This is a genomic window from Kitasatospora sp. NPDC022785 (genome assembly GCF_055561295.1).
On the sequence record NZ_JBVHHB010000027.1, the window covers coordinates 67,393 to 87,843 of the forward strand.

General features: G+C 73.6%; 14 protein-coding genes. 9 read left to right on the plus strand and 5 right to left on the minus strand.

Translation table 11 applies throughout. The features are described 5' to 3' along the window. Positions 1 to 11: 11 nt before the first annotated feature. Positions 12 to 1,463: a type I glutamate--ammonia ligase gene (locus ACZ3YO_RS32125; protein ID WP_465576409.1), complete on the minus strand. Its 1,452-nt coding sequence runs from the start codon at positions 1,461 to 1,463 to the stop codon at positions 12 to 14. A 76-nt stretch (positions 1,464 to 1,539) separates the two neighbouring features. Continuing rightward, on the minus strand, positions 1,540 to 4,236 hold the full coding sequence (locus ACZ3YO_RS32130) for an MXAN_6230/SCO0854 family RING domain-containing protein (protein ID WP_465576412.1): 2,697 nt from the start codon (positions 4,234 to 4,236) through the stop codon (positions 1,540 to 1,542). A gap of 517 nt (positions 4,237 to 4,753) precedes the next feature. On the opposite strand from ACZ3YO_RS32130, the gene ACZ3YO_RS32135 reads away from it, so the two are divergent. The 9 genes from ACZ3YO_RS32135 to ACZ3YO_RS32175 all read left to right on the plus strand — a co-directional run bounded on the left by ACZ3YO_RS32135 (position 4,754) and on the right by ACZ3YO_RS32175 (position 16,431). Next, positions 4,754 to 6,529, plus strand: a complete 1,776-nt coding sequence (locus tag ACZ3YO_RS32135; protein ID WP_465576414.1) for a 3-hydroxyacyl-CoA dehydrogenase family protein — start codon at positions 4,754 to 4,756, stop codon at positions 6,527 to 6,529. 182 nt (positions 6,530 to 6,711) lie between these two features. After that, complete coding sequence (locus tag ACZ3YO_RS32140; protein WP_465547928.1) at positions 6,712 to 7,629, plus strand: TetR family transcriptional regulator; 918 nt, start codon at positions 6,712 to 6,714, stop codon at positions 7,627 to 7,629. A 370-nt stretch (positions 7,630 to 7,999) separates the two neighbouring features. Beyond that, positions 8,000 to 9,337, plus strand: coding sequence for a crotonyl-CoA carboxylase/reductase (ccrA, locus tag ACZ3YO_RS32145; RefSeq protein ID WP_465576417.1), 1,338 nt, complete (start codon positions 8,000 to 8,002; stop codon positions 9,335 to 9,337). A 10-nt stretch (positions 9,338 to 9,347) separates the two neighbouring features. Then, positions 9,348 to 11,375: a protein meaA gene (locus tag ACZ3YO_RS32150; protein WP_396324206.1), complete on the plus strand. Its 2,028-nt coding sequence runs from the start codon at positions 9,348 to 9,350 to the stop codon at positions 11,373 to 11,375. A 25-nt stretch (positions 11,376 to 11,400) separates the two neighbouring features. Continuing rightward, entirely contained in the window at positions 11,401 to 12,363 is a 963-nt protein-coding gene (locus ACZ3YO_RS32155) for an HpcH/HpaI aldolase/citrate lyase family protein (protein ID WP_396324207.1), read from the plus strand. Positions 12,364 to 12,382: 19 nt separating this feature from the next. Further along, a complete protein-coding gene (locus ACZ3YO_RS32160; RefSeq protein WP_030059972.1) occupies positions 12,383 to 12,886 on the plus strand; it encodes a MaoC family dehydratase in 504 nt (167 codons plus the stop codon). Between the two features lie 253 nt (positions 12,887 to 13,139). After that, positions 13,140 to 14,342, plus strand: a complete 1,203-nt coding sequence (locus tag ACZ3YO_RS32165) for an acyl-CoA dehydrogenase family protein (RefSeq protein ID WP_465576423.1) — start codon at positions 13,140 to 13,142, stop codon at positions 14,340 to 14,342. 531 nt (positions 14,343 to 14,873) lie between these two features. Further along, positions 14,874 to 15,566 (plus strand): phosphatidylserine decarboxylase, encoded by a 693-nt coding sequence (locus tag ACZ3YO_RS32170; RefSeq protein ID WP_396324209.1) that lies wholly within the window; start codon positions 14,874 to 14,876, stop codon positions 15,564 to 15,566. Further along, complete coding sequence (locus ACZ3YO_RS32175; protein WP_374105984.1) at positions 15,553 to 16,431, plus strand: CDP-alcohol phosphatidyltransferase family protein; 879 nt, start codon at positions 15,553 to 15,555, stop codon at positions 16,429 to 16,431. The genes ACZ3YO_RS32170 and ACZ3YO_RS32175 overlap by 14 nt, the downstream gene beginning before the upstream one ends. Positions 16,432 to 16,527: 96 nt before the next feature. On the opposite strand, the gene ACZ3YO_RS32180 is transcribed toward ACZ3YO_RS32175, so the two are convergent. The 3 genes from ACZ3YO_RS32180 to ACZ3YO_RS32190 all read right to left on the minus strand — a co-directional run bounded on the left by ACZ3YO_RS32180 (position 16,528) and on the right by ACZ3YO_RS32190 (position 20,381). Beyond that, positions 16,528 to 17,853, minus strand: coding sequence for a hypothetical protein (locus ACZ3YO_RS32180; protein ID WP_465576426.1), 1,326 nt, complete (start codon positions 17,851 to 17,853; stop codon positions 16,528 to 16,530). Positions 17,854 to 18,302: 449 nt separating this feature from the next. Continuing rightward, positions 18,303 to 19,418, minus strand: coding sequence for an alpha/beta hydrolase (locus ACZ3YO_RS32185; RefSeq protein ID WP_465576428.1), 1,116 nt, complete (start codon positions 19,416 to 19,418; stop codon positions 18,303 to 18,305). Between the two features lie 252 nt (positions 19,419 to 19,670). Beyond that, positions 19,671 to 20,381 carry a helix-turn-helix domain-containing protein gene (locus ACZ3YO_RS32190; RefSeq protein WP_465576431.1) on the minus strand — a complete coding sequence of 237 codons (711 nt, stop codon included), beginning with the start codon at positions 20,379 to 20,381 and terminating at the stop codon, positions 19,671 to 19,673. Between the last annotated feature and the right edge of the window lie 70 nt (positions 20,382 to 20,451).

The window sequence follows — 20,451 nt, forward strand, 5'->3', positions numbered from 1 at the left end:
CGCGGAGGCTCTCAGTACCGCCAGCGGGTGGCCGTGACCAGCTCCTGCGGCGTGGCCGCGGCGTACTGCTCGCTCTCGGCCGTGCGGACGGCCAGCACCGCCTCGTACAGCGGCTCGCCGAGCGCCTCGCGGAGCACCGCCGACTTCCGGTAGGCCGCGATCGCCTCGGCCGGGGCGGCCGGCAGACGGGGCACCGTGCCGGGCGCGGCGGCGGCTGGGTCCCCGGTGAACTCCGGTGGCAGCGCGAGCCGTTGGTCCAGCCCGGCGAGACCGGCGGCGAGCACGGCGCCGACCGCCAGGTAGGGATTGGCGGTGGCGTCGAAGCACTTGATCTCGGCGTTGGCCGCGGTCGACCGCTCCCCCGAGGAGCCGGTGACCAGCCGCAGGGCGGCCTCCCGGTTCTCCAGGCCCCAGCACTGGTAGGCGCCGGCCCAGTGCGAGGGCACCAGCCTCAGGTACCCGGCCGGGCTGGAGGAGCCGAGCACCAGCAGCTCGGGCAGGGCGCCGAGCACCCCGGCGAGGAAGCCCTCGGCCTCGGCCGTCAGCCCGTGCGGGCCGGAGCCGCCGCGGGCGAGGTTCCGCCCGTCGCGCCAGAGGCTGAGGTGGAGGTGGCCGCCGTTGCCGACGGAGCCGGCCTCGACCACCGGGGCGAAGGAGGACCGCAGGCCGTGGCGGGCGGAGACGGCCCGGATGGTCTGGCGCACCAGGACGGTGGTGTCGGCGGCCTCGACCGGCCCCTCGGGGGCGACAGAGACCTCGAACTGGCCCGGGGCGTACTCGGGGTGGATCTGCAGCACCGTCAGGCCCTGCTCGGCGAGGGCGCGCAGGACGTCCCGGAGGTAGTCGGAGAGGTCCGTCAGCCGGTGCATGCCGTACGCCGGGCCGGCCGTCGGGTAGCGGGGCTCCTCCTGCGGCTCCCCGGCGAGCGCCACCACCCACTCGACCTCGATGCCGGCCTTGAGAGTCAGCCCGCGCCCGGCGGCCGCCGCCGTCATCCGGCGGGCGAACAGCCGCTGGCAACCCGGGTGCGGGGTGCCCGCCTGGGTGTACCGCTCCCCCGGCGCCCAGGCCCAGCCCGGCTGGGCGGCCAGCGGGACCAGCCGGTCGAGATCCGGGTAGAGGCGCAGGTCCCCGGTGGGGCCGCCGATCAGCGGGCTGGTGACGATCGTGTCGTCGGCGAGGAACACGTCGAAGCAGGGCGCCGCGCCGATACCCCACTGGGCGGCGTGCGCCAGGCCGGCCAGCGGGACGGCCTTCACCCGGGTGATGCCCGCGTTGTCCACCCAGGTGACGGCCACCGCGTCGACGCCGGCCGGGCGCAGCCGCTCGACCGCCGCCTGCGCCCGCTCGGCACGCTCGGCGCGCGGCGGCAGGGCGACGGCGCCGGCCCCCGGGGCGGCGGGCCCCCCGTGGGGCTCGGCAGCGGGCTCGGCCTGGCCGGCGGCGACGGTTCCGGTGCTCATACCTCCATGCTGCCCCGGGAGTTGGACGCGCGGTACTCCCCTATCGGGTGGAACGGGCGGACGCCTGTCCGCCCGTTCACTCGTCCGGGGCGAACAGTGCCACCAGATCCCCCGCGGTCAGCCGCTCCAGGGTGTCCGGGGCCTCGTCCAGCCGGCCCGGGTACAGCCGGTAGAGGGCGCCGCCGAGGCCCGCCGGCGCCGGCACGTCGGCGTGCACCAGGGCGGTGAAGGCCCTGGCTCCGGCGAGCCGTTCCGCCAGGCCGAGGGCGGTGTCGTCGGCCGGGCCGCCCTGCTGCTGGTCCGGCAGGTGCCGGGCGCGCACCCGCTCGGCGAAGGCCGTCACCGGCTCGCCGGCGGCCCGGCGGTAGCCGTCGAGCGCACCGCCGCGGGTGCGGACGAGCACCTCGTCGGTGCGGGCGGCGGCGGTGGCGACGGCGAGGTCCCAGAGCGTGGCGCGGGAGCCCTCGGCGAAGTGCGCCGCCACGTCCCCGGCGAGGGTGCCGATCCGGTCCCGGTACCGCCAGACGTTGTGGAAGCCGCCGGAGGCGCTGGTGTTGAGGTCGGTCCAGGTGTAACTGCGCCGCTCCAGGTCGACGATCATCGGCACGCTGACCTTGGCGTCGCCGCCGAGGTCCAGCCGCTGCCGCACGGCCTGCGGGTGGAACCGGTCCTTGCGGTACGCGCTCGCCGCCCAGGCGTCCAGCTCCATGAAGCCGGCGAAGGCGTCGGTGAGGTCCTCGAACGGGATGTCGTTGTAGGCGAAGACGACGACCACCGCGTACCGGTCGCCCCGGCCGGCCAGCGCGGGAAGGTCGAGGTCGACGAACTCGCTGGCGCCGTGCGGCGGCGGGGCGGACGTGAAGTCGCCGGAGTGCACGGCGGCGCGCGGGCCGTGCACCAGGTGGGTGTAGTCGCAGAGGCCGGTGAACTGCCAGTGCTCGTCGTAGAACGCCACCGAGAGGTCGAGGTCGACCCGCTGGTGCGGCTGCTGCATCCAGTGCAGGAAGAGCCGGACGCGCCCGCCGTCGGGCAGCTTCTGGACACTGCCGCGCGGCACCGCGACCAGCGTCCTGGCACTGGCCCGCTCGGCGAACGGGACCACCAGGTCGGCCAGGCCGTCGTCCAGCACGGCGACGTCGAGACGGTCGTGCTGCCCGGCGCGGCGCAGCAGTTCGGCCTCGATCAGGGTGCAGACGGGTGCGCCGAGCGCGGCCGGGACGGCGGTGCCCCAGTCGTCGCGGGCGTGCGCCAGCGCGACCCGCCCGCGCGGGAAGTAGAGCCGGCGCTCGCCGATCTCGCGGGGTGCGCGCAGCCGCCCGTACGCGCCGAGCAGCGGGCCGGGCGCGACCCTGCGCAGCGCGGCCGGCAGCTCCTCGGCGAGCTCGGCGGGCAGCGGCTCGCCGGGGCGCCAGGAGGCGTGCACCCGCAGCAGGTGGTGCAGCCGGCGGACCAGCTCGCCCGGGCGGCGGGCCAGCAGCCGGACGGCGGCGGGCACGTCGCCGCCGGCCAGGGCCTGCTCGACCCGGGCGGCGAAGGTGGTGACGACCAGCCGGGTGTGACCGGCCGGGGTCTCGTTGACCCGCAGAGGCGCCGGCGCCTCGCGCAGCTGCGGGCCGAGGCCGTGCAGGTCGAGGTCGCTCTGCCGGAGCACGGCGAACGCGGCGGCCGCGTACGGGAAGCGCTCGCGGTGCTCGTACGGGTGCAGCAGCTCGCCGGCGCGCAGCCAGGCCTGGCGGTGCCGGCCGAGGTCCTCGGCGAGGGTGCCGACCGGGAGCGCGTCGAGGACGGCCAGCAGGTCGCGGCGGAGCGGGCGGGGCAGGTTGCGCAGCCGCAGGCCCTTGGCGGTGGCGGGCAGCAGGTCGGGCTCGGCGCCGGACCACGCCCAGACCAGCCGGAGCACGTCGGTGGCGGTGGTGAGGTGGACGGCGAGCAGCGGGCGGACGGCGTCGCGGTCACGGTGCAGCAGGGCCGCCAGCACGGTGGCGCGGCTCTCCCGGACCGGGATGTCGGCGGGCAGCCAGCCGGCCGGGTCGGCGGGGGCGAACCGGAGCAGCAGCGCGAGGTCCTCGCGGTCCTGGGGGTTCAGCGGGGTGCGGCGTTCCAGCAGACGGCGCAGCTCGGCGACGGCGACGGCGGCCTGGTCGCCGCCCTCGGCGAGCCGCAGCGGGCGCAGCCTGGCGTCCGGTCCGTGCTCGCGGGCGGCGTTGCGGACGGCCTTCGCGTCCAGCGGCAGGTAGCGCTCGGCGGCGATCGGGGTGGCGCAGAGCGGGCAGGCCCGGCCGTCGTCGAAGACCCCGAGGTCGTCGTAGCAGTCCCCGCAGAGCAGGTGGGCGCAGGGTGCGAGGGCGCCGACGCCGCACTCGGCGCCGGTGCGCTCGCAGGAGGCGCAGGGCTGGTTCGGCTGGTTGAGCAGGAACGCGCGGACGTTCGCGGAGTAGTAGCCGTGCGCGTGGTCCGGCACCCCGTCGGGGAACCGGCGGAACAGCGGGCGGTGCCGCCGGTCCGCACCGGTCAGCCCGTCGAGCCGCCGCAGCAGCGCCTGCCCGGCCTCCCCCAGCTCGGCCGGCCGCAGCCGGCCGAGCGCCGCCCGCAGCGGCCCGGTGAGCAGGTACCCGCGCTGCGCGAGATCCGCCTCCAGCGCGAGCAGCCCCCGCGCGCTCCACGGATCGTGCTTTCCCTGCGGCGCACCCCCCGTGACGGCGACGGCCCCGTGGCGCCGCAGCAGCAGCTCGTCGAGGCCGGTGTCGGGCGTGGCGGTGTTCTGCTTCTTCACTGGTGGATCCCCCGGAGATACGACGAAGCGGGGGCGGAGAGTGGGCGCACTCGGGTCATTTAGGAGATGAGGAGAAGGAAGCACGCCGCGGAGCCGCCCCCGCGCCGCCCACCCTAGCGAAGTCGCCCGACCGCGCCGAACGAATTTCCGGCCGGGCGCTCCCGCCCTCTTCCTACTGACCAGTAGCTTCGCTACAGTGGCCGCACGCACCACCGTCGGGCTTCGGGAGCCGCACCGACGGGGCCGCGGTCGTCGCGTTCGCGGCGGGCGCGTGGTGCGTCCTTTCACCGGCCGGTGCCGCGGATCGCGGCGGGGCCGGATTCTCTCCTCGTATCAGAGCCGCTTCCTTCACCTCGAGCGCCTGAGTACCACGGCACACCCGCAGCACGGCCGGAGCGGACCGGCGGCTGCGTCGGTGGCCGCAACCGTCATCTCCCCAGCCCCCGCGCGCGGACCCTCCTCCGACGGCGCGTCCGCCGGAGCGCGCGCGGGCCCTTATGACAAGGAGTCAGGACAGATGGAGCGTCCCTTCCCCACAGTCGCCGTGGTCGGCCTCGGCACGATGGGTGCCGGCGTCGCCGTCGCGGTCGCGAAGAGCGGCCGCCGGGTGATCGGCATCGAGGCCAACGAGGACTCCGCCGCCCGGGCGCTGGCCCGGATCGAGGAGGCGACCGCGCACGCGGTGGCCCGGGAGCGGATCACCGCCGAGGAGCGGGCCGCGCTGCTCGCGCGGATCTCGGTCGGCCACGCGCTGACCGCCGCCGCCGAGGCGGACCTCGTGATCGAGGAGGTGCCCGAGCAGCTGGAGCTGAAGCGCGAGATCTTCGCCGAGCTGGACCGGATCTGCCCGGAGGGCACGGTGCTGGCGACCGGTACCACCGCGCTGTCGGTGACCCGGATCGCCGCCGCCACCGCCCGCCCGGAGCGGGTGCTGGGCCTGCACTTCTTCAACCCGGTGCACACCATGAAGCTGGTCGAGGTGGTCCGCACCGTGCTGACCGCCCCGCAGGTGGCCGAGGACGCCGCGGCGTTCGCCCGGGACCTCGGCAAGGAGCCGGTGGCCGCCGGCGACCGGGCCGGCTTCGTGGTGAACGGGCTGCTCTTCGCGTACCTGAACCAGGCCGCCGCGATGTACGAGTCCAGGTACGCCACCCGGGAGGATATCGACGCCGCGATGCGGCTCGGCTGCGGCCTGCCGATGGGCCCGCTGGCCCTGCTCGACCTGATCGGCGTGGACACCGCCCGGACCGTCCTGGAGGCGATGTACGAGCAGTCCCGGGACCGGCTGCACGCGCCCGCGCCGATCCTCGGCCAGCTGGTCTCGGCCGGGCTGCTGGGCCGCAAGTCCGGCCGCGGCTTCTACACCTACGAGGCGCCCGGCTCGTCCAGGGCGGTCGACGCCGCCACCGGGCCGGCGCGGGCGGCGGTGCCGGGCCGCGAGGTGCGCAGTGTCGGCGTCTGCGGCTCGGGCACCATGGCCACCGGCATCGTCGAGGTGTTCGCCAAGGCCGGGTACCGGGTGCTGCTGGCCGCCCGCAGCCTGGAGAAGGCGGAGCGGGCCAAGGCGCAGCTGGCGAAGTCGCTGGAGCGCTCCGTCTCCAAGGGCCGGCTGGCCTCGGAGCAGCGGGACGCGGCGCTGGAGCTGGTGACCCCGGTCGGGCAGTACGCCGAGCTGGCCGACGTCGACCTGGTGGTCGAGGCCGTCGCCGAGGACCTGCAGGTCAAGCGCGAGCTGTTCGCCACCCTGGACAAGATCGTCAAGCCGGGCGCGGTGCTCGCCACCACCACGTCCTCGCTGCCGGTGATCAGCTGCGCCTCGGCCACCTCCCGGCCGCAGGACGTGATCGGCATGCACTTCTTCAACCCCGCGCCGGCCATGCGGCTGGTCGAGGTGGTCTCCACGGTGCTCACCGCGCCGGACGTCACCGCGACCGTGCTGGAGCTGTGCGCCAGGGTGAAGAAGCACCCGGTGGAGTGCGGCGACCGGGCCGGCTTCATCGTGAACGCGCTGCTCTTCCCGTACCTGAACGACGCGGTGCGGATGCTCCAGGAGCACTACGCGACGGTGGACGACATCGACACCGCGATGAAGCTGGGCTGCGGCTACCCGATGGGCCCGTTCGAGCTGCTCGACGTGGTCGGCCTGGACGTCTCGCTGACCATCGAGAAGGTGCTGCACCAGGAGTTCCGCGAGCCGGGCCTGGCCGCGGCGCCGCTCCTGGAGCACCTGGTCGCGGCCGGCTGCCTGGGCCGCAAGACCGGCCGCGGCTTCCGCGACCACGCGCGCCGGTGACCACGCCCTCGGCCGGCGGGCCGGCTCCCGGCGCCGCGGTGACCGGCGGCGCGGCGCGGCCGGGCTGGAGCCCCGGGACGGTGTCCGCCCGCTGGCCCAGACCGGCCGTGACCGGCCCGGTCGCGCCGGTGCGGCGGGGAAGGCCCACGGCGCCGGCCGCCGGGACGTGTAGCGTTCCGGGCATGGATCGGGTTCAGTCAGCCTCCCCGCAGCACGCCGCCGCAGCGCGCGGCGCCGACCGGCCGGCCGGCTCCGGCCCCGCCGCCTCCGACGGGGGTCCGGGCAGCCGCCGGGCGGCCGCCCAGCGCCAGCAGATGCGCCAGGACCTGGCCACCGCCGCGATGGAGCTGTTCGCCTCGCAGGGCTACGAGGAGACGACGGTCGACCAGATCGCCGCGGCCGCCGGGGTGGCCCGGCGGACCTTCTTCCGGTACTTCCGGTCCAAGGAGGAGGCGATCTTCCCGGACCACGACGACACCCTGGTCCGGGTGGCCGACCTGCTGGCCAGCGCCGAGCCCGAGGAGCACCCGCTGGACGTGGTCTGCCGGGGCATCAAGGAGGTGCTCCGGATGTACGCCTCCACCCCGGCCGTCTCGGTCGCCCGGTACCAGCTGATCCGTCAGGTGCCAGCGCTGCGCGAGCGGGAGATCGCCGTGGTGGCGCGGTACGAGCGGCTCTTCACCCGGTACCTGCTCGGGCGGTTCGACACCGCCGGGGAGATCCCCTCGGGCTGGCAGCACGGCGGCGAGGACGACTCGATGCTGGCCGAGGTGTCGGCGGCGGCCGTCGTCGCGGCCCACAACCACGTGCTGCGGCGCTGGCTGCGGGCCGGCGGCCGGGGGGACGTGGAGGCGCAGCTGGACCACTCCTTCGAGGTGATCCGGCGGACCTTCTGGGCCGCCTCCGCCCCCGGTGCCCGCCGGCGCGGGTCACTGGTGGCACCCGGTGCCAGTGTGGCGGGACTGGAGGCGGCTGCCGCAAGCGCACTGAGTGCCAGCCCCGGAGGTGAGGTGCTCATCACAGTGGCCCGGACCGACGCTCCGCTGGACGTCGTGGTGGACAGCATCAGGGCGGCGCTGAGCGGCGCCAGGGAGGCCTGACCTCCAGCATATTCGCAGGTCACAGCCGCACGAGGCGGCTTCGAGGGCCCGTACCGGAGTGCCGGTGCGGGCCCTTCGCGCGCCCGCGCACAGGCGCTCGAACGCGGATTTGATCCACCCGAATTGATGACACCCGGTGTCTTTACGAGTGGCACAGGGTGCCACTACCTTGTTACCCACCAGTCCGCGGCGCCGCGGCTCCCCACCTCGGCGCGCCGTCGTCAGGCGCTCCCACACCCCGGGAGCTGTGCCCAGCACACCAGGCCCACCAGCCACACCACCCACCACCCATTTCAGCGAAGCCGGTGTCCGCTCCCGGCTCCCCCAGACGCCCTGTGCCCCTCACACAGGTACGCCTTCGGAGGCAGCCATGCAGGAAATCCTCGACGCGATCCTCAGCAACGACGCCACGTCGGAGGACTACGCCGCGATCAAGCTCCCCGAGTCCTACCGAGCCGTCACGCTCCACAAGGACGAGGAGCAGATGTTCGCGGGCCTCGACAGCCGTGACAAGGACCCGCGCAAGTCCCTTCACCTCGACGAGGTCGCCCTGCCCGAGCTGGGCCCCGGCGAGGCCCTGGTCGCCGTCATGGCGAGCTCCGTCAACTACAACACCGTGTGGAGCTCGATCTTCGAGCCGGTCTCCACCTTCGGCTTCCTGGAGCGCTACGGCCGGCTCTCGCCGCTGACCAAGCGTCACGACCTGCCGTACCACATCCTCGGCTCGGACCTCGCGGGCGTCGTCCTGCGCACCGGCGCCGGGGTCAACGCCTGGAAGCCGGGCGACGAGGTGGTCGCCCACTGCCTCTCCGTCGAGCTGGAGTCCCCGGACGGCCACAACGACACGATGATGGACCCGGAGCAGCGCATCTGGGGCTTCGAGACCAACTTCGGCGGCCTGGCCCAGCTCGCGCTGGTGAAGACCAACCAGCTGCTGCCCAAGCCGAAGCACCTCAGCTGGGAGGAGGCCGCCTCCCCGGGCCTGGTCAACTCCACCGCCTACCGCCAGCTGGTCTCCCGGAACGGCGCCGGCATGAAGCAGGGCGACAACGTGCTCATCTGGGGCGCCAGCGGCGGCCTCGGCTCGTACGCCACCCAGTACGCGCTGGCCGGCGGCGCCACCCCGATCTGCGTGGTCTCCAACGACGCCAAGGCCGAGATCTGCCGGGCCATGGGCGCCGAGGCGATCATCGACCGCTCCGCCGAGGGCTACAAGTTCTGGAAGGACGAGCACACCCAGGACCCGCGCGAGTGGAAGCGCCTCGGCTCGAAGATCCGCGAGTTCACCGGCGGCGAGGACGTGGACATCGTCTTCGAGCACCCGGGCCGCGAGACCTTCGGCGCCTCGGTCTACGTCACCCGCAAGGGCGGCACCATCGTCACCTGCGCCTCGACCTCCGGCTTCATGCACCAGTACGACAACCGCTACCTGTGGATGTCGCTGAAGCGCATCGTCGGCTCGCACTTCGCCAACTACCGCGAGGCGTTCGAGGCGAACCGCCTGGTCGCCAAGGGCAAGATCCACCCGACCCTGTCGAAGGTCTACTCCCTGGAGGAGACCGGCCAGGCGGCCCTCGACGTGCACCAGAACAAGCACCAGGGCAAGGTCGGCGTGCTCTGCCTGGCCCCGGAGGAGGGCCTGGGTGTGCGCGACGAGGAGTTCCGCGCCAAGCACCTGCCGGCCATCAACCGCTTCCGCGACATCTAAGGGCGATCCGATGACCGACCAGAAGCGTGACCGGCCCTGGCTGATGCGCACGTACGCGGGGCACTCGACCGCGAGCGACTCCAACGCGCTGTACCGGCGGAACCTCGCGAAGGGCCAGACCGGCCTCTCCGTGGCCTTCGACCTGCCGACCCAGACCGGCTACGACTCCGACCACATCCTCGCCCGCGGCGAGGTCGGCCGGGTCGGCGTGCCGGTGGGCCACGTCGGCGACATGCGCACCCTGTTCGACGGCATCCCGCTCGAGCAGACCAACACCTCGATGACGATCAACGCCACCGCGATGTGGCTGCTGGCGCTCTACCAGGTGGTCGCCGAGGAGCAGGGCGCCGACATCGCCAAGCTCACCGGCACCACCCAGAACGACATCGTCAAGGAGTACCTCTCGCGCGGGACGCACGTCTTCCCGCCCGGGCCCTCGGTGCGCCTGATCACCGACATGATCGCCTACACGGTCGGCAGCATCCCCAAGTGGAACCCGATCAACATCTGCAGCTACCACCTCCAGGAGGCCGGGGCCACCCCGGTCCAGGAGATCGCCTACGCGATGTGCACCGCCATCTCGGTGCTGGACGCCGTCCGCGACTCCGGCCAGGTGCCGGCGGAGCGGATGGGCGAGGTGGTCGCCCGGATCTCCTTCTTCGTCAACGCCGGCGTGCGTTTCGTCGAGGAGATGTGCAAGATGCGCGCCTTCGCCCAGCTCTGGGAGAAGGTCACGCTGGAGCGGTACGGCATCCAGGACCCGAAGCAGCGCCGGTTCCGCTACGGCGTCCAGGTCAACTCGCTGGGCCTGACCGAGGCGCAGCCGGAGAACAACGTCCAGCGGATCGTGCTGGAGATGCTCGCCGTCACGCTCTCCAAGGACGCCCGCGCCCGGGCCGTCCAGCTGCCGGCCTGGAACGAGGCGCTCGGCCTGCCCCGGCCGTGGGACCAGCAGTGGTCGCTGCGCATCCAGCAGGTGCTCGCCTACGAGTCCGACCTGCTGGAGTACGGCGACATCTTCAACGGCTCCGAGGTGATCGAGGCCAAGACCGCCGCGCTGCTGGCCGGCGCCGAGGCCGAGATCGCCAAGGTGCTGGAGATGGGCGGGGTCATCCCCGCCGTCGAGTCCGGCTACCTGAAGTCCAACCTGGTCTCCTCGCACGCCGCCCGCCGGGCCCGGATCGAGTCCGGCGAGGACAAGATCATCGGGGTCAACTGCTTCGACACCACCGAGGAGAGCCCGCTCACGGCCGACCTCGACACCGCGATCATGGTGGTCGACCCGGCCTCCGAGCAGTCCGTGCTCGCCTCCCTGGAGAAGTGGCGCGAGCAGCGCGACGAGAGCGCGGCGCTGCGCGCGCTGGAGGAGCTCAAGGCCGTCGCCGCCACCGACGCCAACCTGATGACCGCGACGCTCGCCTGCGCCCGCGCCGGGGTCACCACCGGCGAGTGGTCCTTCGCCCTGCGCGAGGTCTTCGGCGAGTACCGCGCGCCCACCGGCGTCGGCGGCGCCCCGGTCGCCGTGGCGGCCGAGCCCGGCGGCGAGCTGGCCGCCGTCCGTGCGGCGGTCGCCGCGACCGCCGCCGAGCTGGGCAGCGGCAAGCTGCGCCTGCTGGTCGGCAAGCCCGGACTGGACGGGCACTCCAACGGCGCCGAGCAGATCGCCGTCCGGGCCCGTGACGCCGGGTTCGAGGTGGTCTACCAGGGCATCCGGCTGACGCCCGAGCAGATCGTCTCCGCGGCCGTCGCGGAGGACGTGCACTGCGTCGGCCTGTCGATCCTCTCGGGCGCCCACTCCGAGCTCGTGCCCGACGTCCTGCACCGGCTGCGCCGGGCCGGGGTGGAGGATGTCCCGGTGATCGTGGGTGGCATCATCCCGGCAGCGGACGGCGAGGCCCTCAAGGCCGCCGGCGTCGCCGCCGTGTTCACCCCGAAGGACTTCGGCATCACGACCATCATCGGCCGGATCGTGGACGAGATCCGGCTGGCCAACAGGCTCCAGCCGTGGACGCCGACCCCCGCCGCGTCCAGCAGCTGATCCCGGAAGGAACCGACCACCCCTCATGGCTAACGTCAACCGCCTGCGCCCCCGCCGCTCCTGCCTCGCCGTGCCGGGCTCCAACCCGCGCTTCCTGGAGAAGGCCCAGGGCCTCCCGGCCGACCAGGTCTTCCTCGACCTGGAGGACGCCTGCGCCCCCCTGGTGAAGGAGAGCGCCCGGCACAACATCGTCGACGCGCTGAACAACGGCGACTGGGGCAAGAAGACCAAGGTCGTCCGGGTCAACGACTGGACCACCCACTGGACGTACCGCGACGTGATCACGGTCGTCGAGGGCGCCGGCCCGAACCTCGACTGCATCATGCTGCCGAAGGTCCAGGACGCCGAGCAGGTCAAGGCGCTGGACCTGCTGCTCACCCAGATCGAGAAGACCATGGGCTTCGAGGTCGGCAAGATCGGCATCGAGGCGCAGATCGAGAACGCCAAGGGCCTGATCAACGTCGACGCGATCGCCGAGGCCTCCCCGCGCCTGGAGACCATCATCTTCGGCCCGGCCGACTTCATGGCCTCGATCAACATGAAGTCCCTGGTGGTCGGCGAGCAGCCGGCGGGCTACCCGGCCGACGCCTACCACTACATCCTGATGCGCATCCTGATGGCCGCCCGCGCCAACGACCTTCAGGCCATCGACGGCCCCTACCTGCAGATCCGCAACCAGGAGGGCTACCGCGAGGTGGCCGGCCGCGCCGCCGCGCTCGGCTTCGACGGCAAGTGGGTGCTCCACCCGGACCAGGTCGCCGCCGCGAACGAGATCTTCTCGCCCTCGCAGGAGGACTACGACCACGCCGAGCTGATCCTCGACGCCTACGACTGGTGCACCTCCGAGGCGGGCGGCGCCAAGGGCTCCGCGATGCTCGGCGACGAGATGATCGACGAGGCCAGCCGCAAGATGGCCCTGGTCATCGCGGGCAAGGGCCGCGCCGCCGGCTTCCAGCGCACCTCCAAGTTCGAGCCCCCGCAGGCCTGACCCCCTAAGGACCACTGAGATGCAGTTCGGACGCACCTACGAGGAGTTCGAGGTCGGCGCGGTCTACAAGCACTGGCCCGGCAAGACGGTCACCGAGTACGACGACCACCTCTTCTGTCTGCTGACCATGAACCACCACCCGCTCCACATGGACACCAACTATGCGGAGAAGACGACGGACTTCGGCAAGAACGTCGTGGTGGGCAACTACATCTACTCGCTGCTGCTCGGCATGTCCGTCCCGGACGTCTCCGGCAAGGCGATCGCCAACCTGGAGATCGAGTCGCTGCGGCACATCGCGCCGACCTTCCACGGCGACACCATCTACGGCGAGACGACCGTGCTCGACAAGTGGCCGTCCAAGTCCAAGGACGACCGCGGCATCGTCTATGTCGAGACCAAGGGGTACAAGCAGGACGGCACGGTCGTCTGCATCTTCCGCCGCAAGGTGATGGTGCCGACCGAGACGTACATCAAGGAGCGCGGCGGCGAGCAGCCCGGCCGTCCCACTCCCCTCTCCTGAGCCCGGGAGACCCACGGACCCCGGAGCTCCCGGAACCTCGGAGCTCCTGGACCCCGGACGGGTAGGCCGCCGTCATCGGCCGATCCCCACCCGGAACGGGGGCCCTGCTGCCGCAGCCACGCCGGCAGGGCCCCCGGCAATCCCCCCCCCCCCCGCTTTTTCGCTCTCTCCCCCACCCTCCCGTCGCCCGCCGCCACCCTTTCGAGGGAGCGCCGGCCGACACCCCTTCTCTCTTCGCCACAGGAGCCGCACGATGGGACGCCTCGCACAGACCGACGGCCTCACCGAGATCCAGCGGGACATCCTCGCCACCGTGCGGGATTTCGTCGACAAGGAGATCATTCCGGTCGCGACCGAGCTGGAGCACAAGGACGAGTACCCCACCGCCATCGTCGAGGGCATGAAGCAGCTCGGCCTCTTCGGGCTCACCATCCCCGAGGAGTACGGCGGCCTCGGCGAGTCGCTGCTCACCTACGCCCTAGTGGTGGAGGAGATCGCCCGCGGCTGGATGTCCGTCTCCGGCATCGTCAACACGCACTTCATCGTGGCGCACATGATCAACGCGCACGGCACCCAGGAGCAGAAGGACTACTTCCTGCCGAAAATGGCGGCCGGCGAGATCCGCGGCGCCTTCTCGATGTCCGAGCCCGGCCTCGGCTCCGACGTTTCGGCCATCTCCACCAAGGGCGTCAAGGACGGGGACTTCTACGTCCTCAACGGCCAGAAGATGTGGCTGACCAACGGCGGCACGTCCACCCTGGTCGCGGTGCTCTGCAAGACCGACGAGGGCGGCAGCTCCCCGTACAAGAACATGACCACCTTCCTGATCGAGAAGACGGCGGGCTTCGGCCCGAACCCGACCGTCCCCGGCCTCACCGTGCCCGGGAAGATCGAGAAGATGGGCTACAAGGGCGTCGACACCACCGAGCTGGTGCTCCAGGACGTCCGCATCCCGGCCGACCGCGTCCTCGGCGGCGTCCCGGGCAAGGGCTTTTACCAGATGATGGACGGCGTCGAGGTCGGCCGCGTCAACGTGGCCGCCCGCGGCTGCGGCGTCGCCCGCCGCGCCTTCGAGCTGGGCATCTCCTACGCCCAGCAGCGCTCCACCTTCGGCAAGAAGATCGCCGAGCACCAGGCGATCCAGTTCAAGCTCGCCGAGATGGCCACCAAGGTCGAGGCCGCCCACCAGATGATGGTGATGGCCGCCCGCAAGAAGGACAGCGGCGAGCGCAACGACCTCGAGGCCGGCATGGCCAAGTACCTGGCCTCCGAGTACTGCAAGGAGGTCGTCGAGGACGCCTTCCGCATCCACGGCGGCTACGGCTTCTCCAAGGAGTACGAGATCGAGCGCCTCTACCGCGAGGCCCCGATGCTGCTCATCGGTGAAGGTACTGCGGAGATCCAGAAGATGATCGTCGGCCGCCGCCTGCTGGAGGAGTACCGCATCGCGGAGTGACCGACGGTGACCCGGCCCCCGGTGCGGCGACGCGCCGAGGGTCGGGAGAACGGCCCGTTGACGGCCGGACGACGGGCGTGCGGGCCCGTCCCGGCACCCCGCCGTGCCCACCACGGCCCCGGCCTGGTCCGCCTGGGGTCCGGCACGGCTCCCGAAGCGGCCGCAGGGCGTACAGCTGCTGTCACGCGCCTTGCGGCCGCTTCGGCGCACCCTCACCCGCCCCGCCGGACGGCGGCACCATCCCCCACCTGGGGTACGGCGCCACGCCGCGCCCGGTTCCGCCGGCCCACCCGTTGAGACAAGAGTCACCAGCCCCGTCCGGACCCTTGGGAACCGGAGCGGGTCGAGCTACGGTCGTATACCAAGGAGGCGCAACGACGCCTCACGCAGGACACATGAACGAGCAGGCGGGTTGCCCACCCACCGTGTGCTCCCGATAGCATCCACCGGGACAGCAGCCGTCCCTCTATTACTCGATCCCCGCGGTGGCCCCCGTCCAGCGGCCATGATCCCCCGCGACAAAGGTCTTCGATGCCCATCAGCCCGTCCCCTCACACCTCCGTCACGGACCGCGATGCCCTCGCAGCCACGACGGCCGGTCGGCGACCCCGCGTGACCATCGCGCGCGGAGCCACCCCCTGGTTCGTCCCCACCCTCGCCACGGCCGCCGTGACCACCGCCCTCACCCGGCGCAGTGGCAAGTGGGCCCTGGCGGCTGTTCCTGCCTGTGCGCTCGGCGCGGGCATGCTGTGGTTCTTCCGCGACCCCGAGCGTGAGATCGGCACCGGCACGGTGATCTCGCCCGCCGACGGCGTGGTGCAGAGCATCGACGCCTGGCCGGACGGCCGCACCCGGGTCGCGATCTTCATGAGCCCGCTCAACGTCCACGTCAACCGGGCGCCCCTGCCCGGCACGGTGACGTCCGTCGAACACGTCGCCGGTGGCTTCGTGCCCGCGTTCAACAAGGACAGCGACCAGAACGAGCGGGTCGTCTGGCACTTCGACACCGAACTCGGCGACATCGAGATGGTGCAGATCGCGGGGGCCGTGGCCCGCCGGATCGTGCCGTACGTGGACGCCGGTACCAAGGTCGAGCAGGGCGATCGGATCGGTCTGATCCGCTTCGGCTCCCGGGTCGACACCTACCTGCCGGCCGGCGTCGAGGTCGGCGTCGAGGTCGGCCAGAAGACCACAGCCGGGGTGACGCGCCTTGACCGTGACTGAACCTGAGACGATCGTCGGTCTGGACGACGAGGAGACGGCCCTGCGCCGCCGCCGCTGGGCGCGCGACCGCGAGCTGCGTGCTCCGCGCTCGCCGCAGCACCTGTCCACCGCCGACTTCCTGACCCTGGGGAACGCCGTCTGCGGCTTCCTGGCGATCTACTCGATCACCACCGGGGTCCTGGTCCCGCACATCACCAACCCGGACGCCGCGCCGGACAAGCACAGCGCCGCCACCGCGGTGACGCTGCTGCTGATCGGTTCGATGTGCGACCTCTTCGACGGGCTGGTGGCGCGCAAGCTGCGCTCCTCCGCCCTCGGGGCCGAACTCGACAACCTGGCCGACCTGATCAGCTTCGGCATCGCGCCGGCCTACTTCGTCGCGGTCTGGGGCATGGTCTCGCCGGGCTCCGACAGCCGGCTCTCGGCCCTGATCGCGCTGACGGTACTGCTGTCCGTGGTGCTGCGACTGGCCCGGTTCTCGGCCGTGAAGATGCGGCCGGGGGTGTTCCAGGGCATGCCCTGCCCGATGGGCGCCATGACGGTGATCGCCATCGTGCTGCTCGACCCGCCGTTCCTGCCCGGTCTGCTGGCCATCGCCGGCACCGCGTACCTGATGATGAGCCGGATCGAGTACCCGAAGCCGCAGGGGCTGCTGGCCACCGCCACGCTCTGCTGGATCGTCCTCTCGATCGGCTGCCTCGCGGCCTGGGCGACCGGCCTCAAGGGCGGCGACTACCTGCTGCACATCGGGGCCTACGGCCAGATCACGCTGGCCGCGATGGCCCCGCTGCTGGTCATCCGGCGCAAGGTCGGCCAGAAGGTCGGGGACGTGCGGGCGCGCCGCGCCGAGTCGCGGCTCGACTGATCACGGCACGCACGACGAAGGGCCCGGATCCGGTGAACGGATCCGGGCCCTTCGTCGTGTCCGGTGTCGTCCGGGCGACGCGGCCGTTCCTGCGGCTCAGGCGCCGCCGCGGTGGACGCTGAAGGCCGAACGGCGGGCCGCGCGGGCCACGGCCGGGTCCGGATGGACCCCGGAGACGGCGGTCAGCACCGAGGCCGCCCGGGGGTGCCCGGACTGCCGGGCACGGGCGAACAGCCGGACCGGGTCACCGGCCGAGGCGCCCTCGACATGGCCCACCAGCAGCTCGGTCTCCCCGTGGTCCAGTACGGCCGCGGCGGTGTCCACCCAGAGCCAGGCGGCGTCCTCCGCCCCGAGCACGTCCGCCGGGGCCACACCCTCGTCCGACTGCTCGGCCAGCCAGAGCAGCGCGTACGGGCGCAGCACCGGCTCGTCCACGGCGGCCCGCACGGCCTGCTCGGCGGTGGAACCGGCCACCCGCAGCGCCTCGAAGGCGAGGCCGCGCACCAGGGCGTCGTCACCCTGCGCGGCGTCCAGCAGCTCGGCCACGGCGCGGTCGGCCGGGCGGGCGGCCACCCAGGCGCGGAACTCGGCGCGGGCCGGGCCCGGCGAGTAGTCGGCGCAGGCGTTGAGCAGCTCGAAGGCGCTCTGCTCGATGTGGCCGGCGGCGGTCTGCGCGACGGTGCAGATCTCCTCCAGCTTGGCCCGCACCGCCCAGTGCCCCAGCGGGGACAGCTCGGCCGCCTCGTCCTTGCGGACCACCGCGCCGACGGCGGCCAGGCCGTCCAGCATCCAGTCCAGGACGGCGGCGACGTCGGCGGTGGCGGCCGGGGTGTCGATCTGCGGCTCGCGGCAGGTGCCGCGGACGGCCGAGACGGCGGACGCGGCGTGCGGCACGGGCGACAGGCCCAGCGCCCCGGTGCCGCCGCCGACCCGGCGCTCGTCCAGGCCGCGGCGCAGCAGCTCCAGCAGCTCGCTGTCGGCGACCGGGCCGGCCACCAGGTGCAGGAAGGAGAGCAGCTGCGGCGCCTGGTCGACGGCCTGCCCGGCGAGCAGCGCGAAGACGCCGCGCAGGGCGGCCGGCGGCACCGGGGCGAGCAGTGTCCAGGCGTCGAACAACGCCGACCAGCCGCGGACCACGGCCTCGTCGTCGTGCTCCCAGGCGTGCAGGCGCCAGCCGGGGGCGGCGCCGCCGTCCCGGGCCTCGACCAGGCCGACCAGCAGGGCCTGGCCCCACGCGTTGGCGGCGGCGCCGACCGTCATGGCCAGCGCGCGGCCGGCCGCGCGGGCGTCCTCGGGGAGCAGCTCGCCACGCTTGTCGACCTCGGCGAGCTCACCGGCCCAACGGGCGATCCGGACGGCGTCGACCAGCATCCGCCGGGCCAGCGGCGCGAGCTCGGCGGGAGCGGGGAAGCCCTCGGGCACCGGGACCCGGCCACGGCCGGGAGCGGGTGCGGGGCCTCGTCGGCGGGGTACGCCGGGGCCGCCCGGCCGGGCGCCGGCGGGGTGGTGGGCCGTTCCGGGGAGACGGGTAACCGTCGCACCGGAACCGATCGTCGGCGGGAGCGGGGCATCACGGTCGCGCGGGTTCCGAGACGTCACGTCGTGCAGTCTTCCCCTTGTACCGGCCTTCTGTCACATCCGGTTCGCCACGGGCACCGGGAGGCGGGCGCGGGGGGTCCACAAGATCGGGCAACAGAGGCCAAACCGCCTGGCCGGATCTGTGTGGCGTGGGCACGTCATGCAAACGCGGTGACGGGTGGGAGGAGGAAGAGGAGGGGGCGAGGAGGCCACGGAGACGGCCGGTGAAGGCGGCACGGCGCCCCGGCGGCACGGCTCGGCCGCCGGGGCGCCGCCGGGGGCGCCACCGGGGATCAGAGGAGCGGCGTGAGCCAGCGGCGGAGGTGTTCCTCGTAGCGGGCCGGATCGGCGTTCCAGAGGGCCGCGTGGTCGCCGCCGGGGACGGACTGGAGTCCGACCACGTCGGAGCGGCGGCCGGCGAGCCGGGCGGCGGCCTGCCAGGGCGCCACCGGATCGTCCGGGCCGTGCAGGACGAGGGTGGGCACCCGCAGGTCGGTACCGTCCGCGATCCGCGCGAAGTCGGCCAGGTCGACGCCGGTGCGGCCCTCCGCCGCGAGGGCGCCCAGCTCGGCGGCGGCGCCGCGGAAGCCGGCCCGGGCGGCACCCCGGCGGGCGGTGGCGGGCAGGTCGAGGACGGGCGAGTCCAGGATCAGGCCGCTGATCGAGGAGGCCCAGGCGGACCGGGCGGCGGTCTGCAGGGCGATGGTGGCGCCGACCGACCAGCCGTAGAGGATGATCCGCCCGGCGCCGCTGTCCAGGGCGAGCCGCACGGCCGCCTCGACGTCCCGCCACTCGGTCTCGCCGAAGTGGCCGAGGCCGTCCGGGGAGGCGGGCGCGCCCGCGTCCCCGCGGTAGGTGACGGCCAGGGCGGGCAGGCCGAGCCGGTCCAGCAGCGGAAGCACCGGGAGAGTCTGCTGCCGGTCGGCGCCGGCGCCGTGGATCAGCACGACCCAGGTCCCGCGCTTGCCGTCGACGTACCAGGCCGGGAAGGCGCCCAGCTCGCCCGCCGCGGTGGTCTCGGTGAACGGCAGGCCGAGGGCACTGGTCGGGTCACCGAGGTGGACGCGGGGGGTGAAGCGGACCGCAGTGCCGGGCGTCAGGATGCCGCGGTCCGCGCGGGCCAGCCGCCGGGTGACGCCCCGCTCGTCGCCGTGCAGGATCTCGTCCACCACGGCGTGCCCGTTGTCGCCCCACTCGACGGCCCAGCGGCCGGGGCGGATGCTCTCCGGGCTGCGGGTGAAGGTGACGCGCCCGGGGGCGAGGGCCTGGACCAGGACGGGGCCGGCGGCCCGCCCCCGGGCCGCCGACGGGCGGACCATCCGCTCGGAGGCCCTTCGGCCGATGACCAGTACGGCGGCCCCGGCACCGACGGCGGCGGCCGCCACGGCGGCTGCGGTTCCCCAACGCATATCGCTCCCCGCTCTGTTGGTCGTGGACTGGGCACTGTACCCACCAGTCCACTCGCGGGGGCGGCGCCCGGCCACCGGGCACGGCCGTCCGGGTCATACCGGGCCCGTGCCGGGACGGCGCTCGCATGCGTGGGCGGGACGGGTCGGCGCTCGCACGCGCAGGCGGGACGGCGCTCGCATGCGTGGGCGGGACGGGTCGGCGCTCGCACGCGCAGGCGGGACGGCGCTCGCATGCGTGGGCGGGAGAGCCCCTCAGACCGGGATCTCGGTCTCCAGCCGCCCGAGCAACTCCCAGAACCGCTCGCCGAGCGGCTGCTCCGGCTGCGCGCTCCGCGCCGCCGGAGCCGGGGAGCCCCAGCTGCCGGCGCCCCAGTGGGAGGAGACCTGGTTCTCGTTCTGCAGCGCCGTCAGCACGGCGGCGAGGTCGCCCTCGTGCACCGGCACGATCCGGCCGATCGCCCGGACGTGTGCCTGCCAGCGGCCGTCCACGCACTGCCGCAGCCGCTGGTCGAGCTCGTCCCGACGGCCCGTCACGGCGACCAGTTCGCGCAGGGTCAGGCCGAGCACCTGGGCGAGTGCGTACGTCTGCTCCTGGTCGCCGTCCCAGACGCCGGTGGCCTCGGCCCGCCGGTAGTGGTGCAGGGCCATGCCGATCCTGCCGGCCGCGTTCTCCTGGTTGAGCTCGCGGGCGACCCGGAAGTCCCTCAGCCCGGCCGGGCGGACGCCCATCAGCTGGGCGGGCGGGCACCAGAGGGCGCGGGCCAGCGCGATGAACTCCTCCTCGGTCGGGCGCAGCTCGCCGCTCTCCCAGCCGAGCACATGGGCGGACAGCAGCCGCACCCCGTGCGCGGCCATGCCCTCGGCCACCCGCTCGGGGGTCAGGCCGAGGCCGGCGCGATGCGCGCGGGCGGCCGCGGGCGAGAAGGGCACCGGGGGCACGGCGGGGGGCTGTCTTCGTCGCATGGCCCGACGGTAGGGGTCGGCGGTCGGACCGCCCCAGCCGCCGAACACACGAAGCGCGACTGTAGGGGCC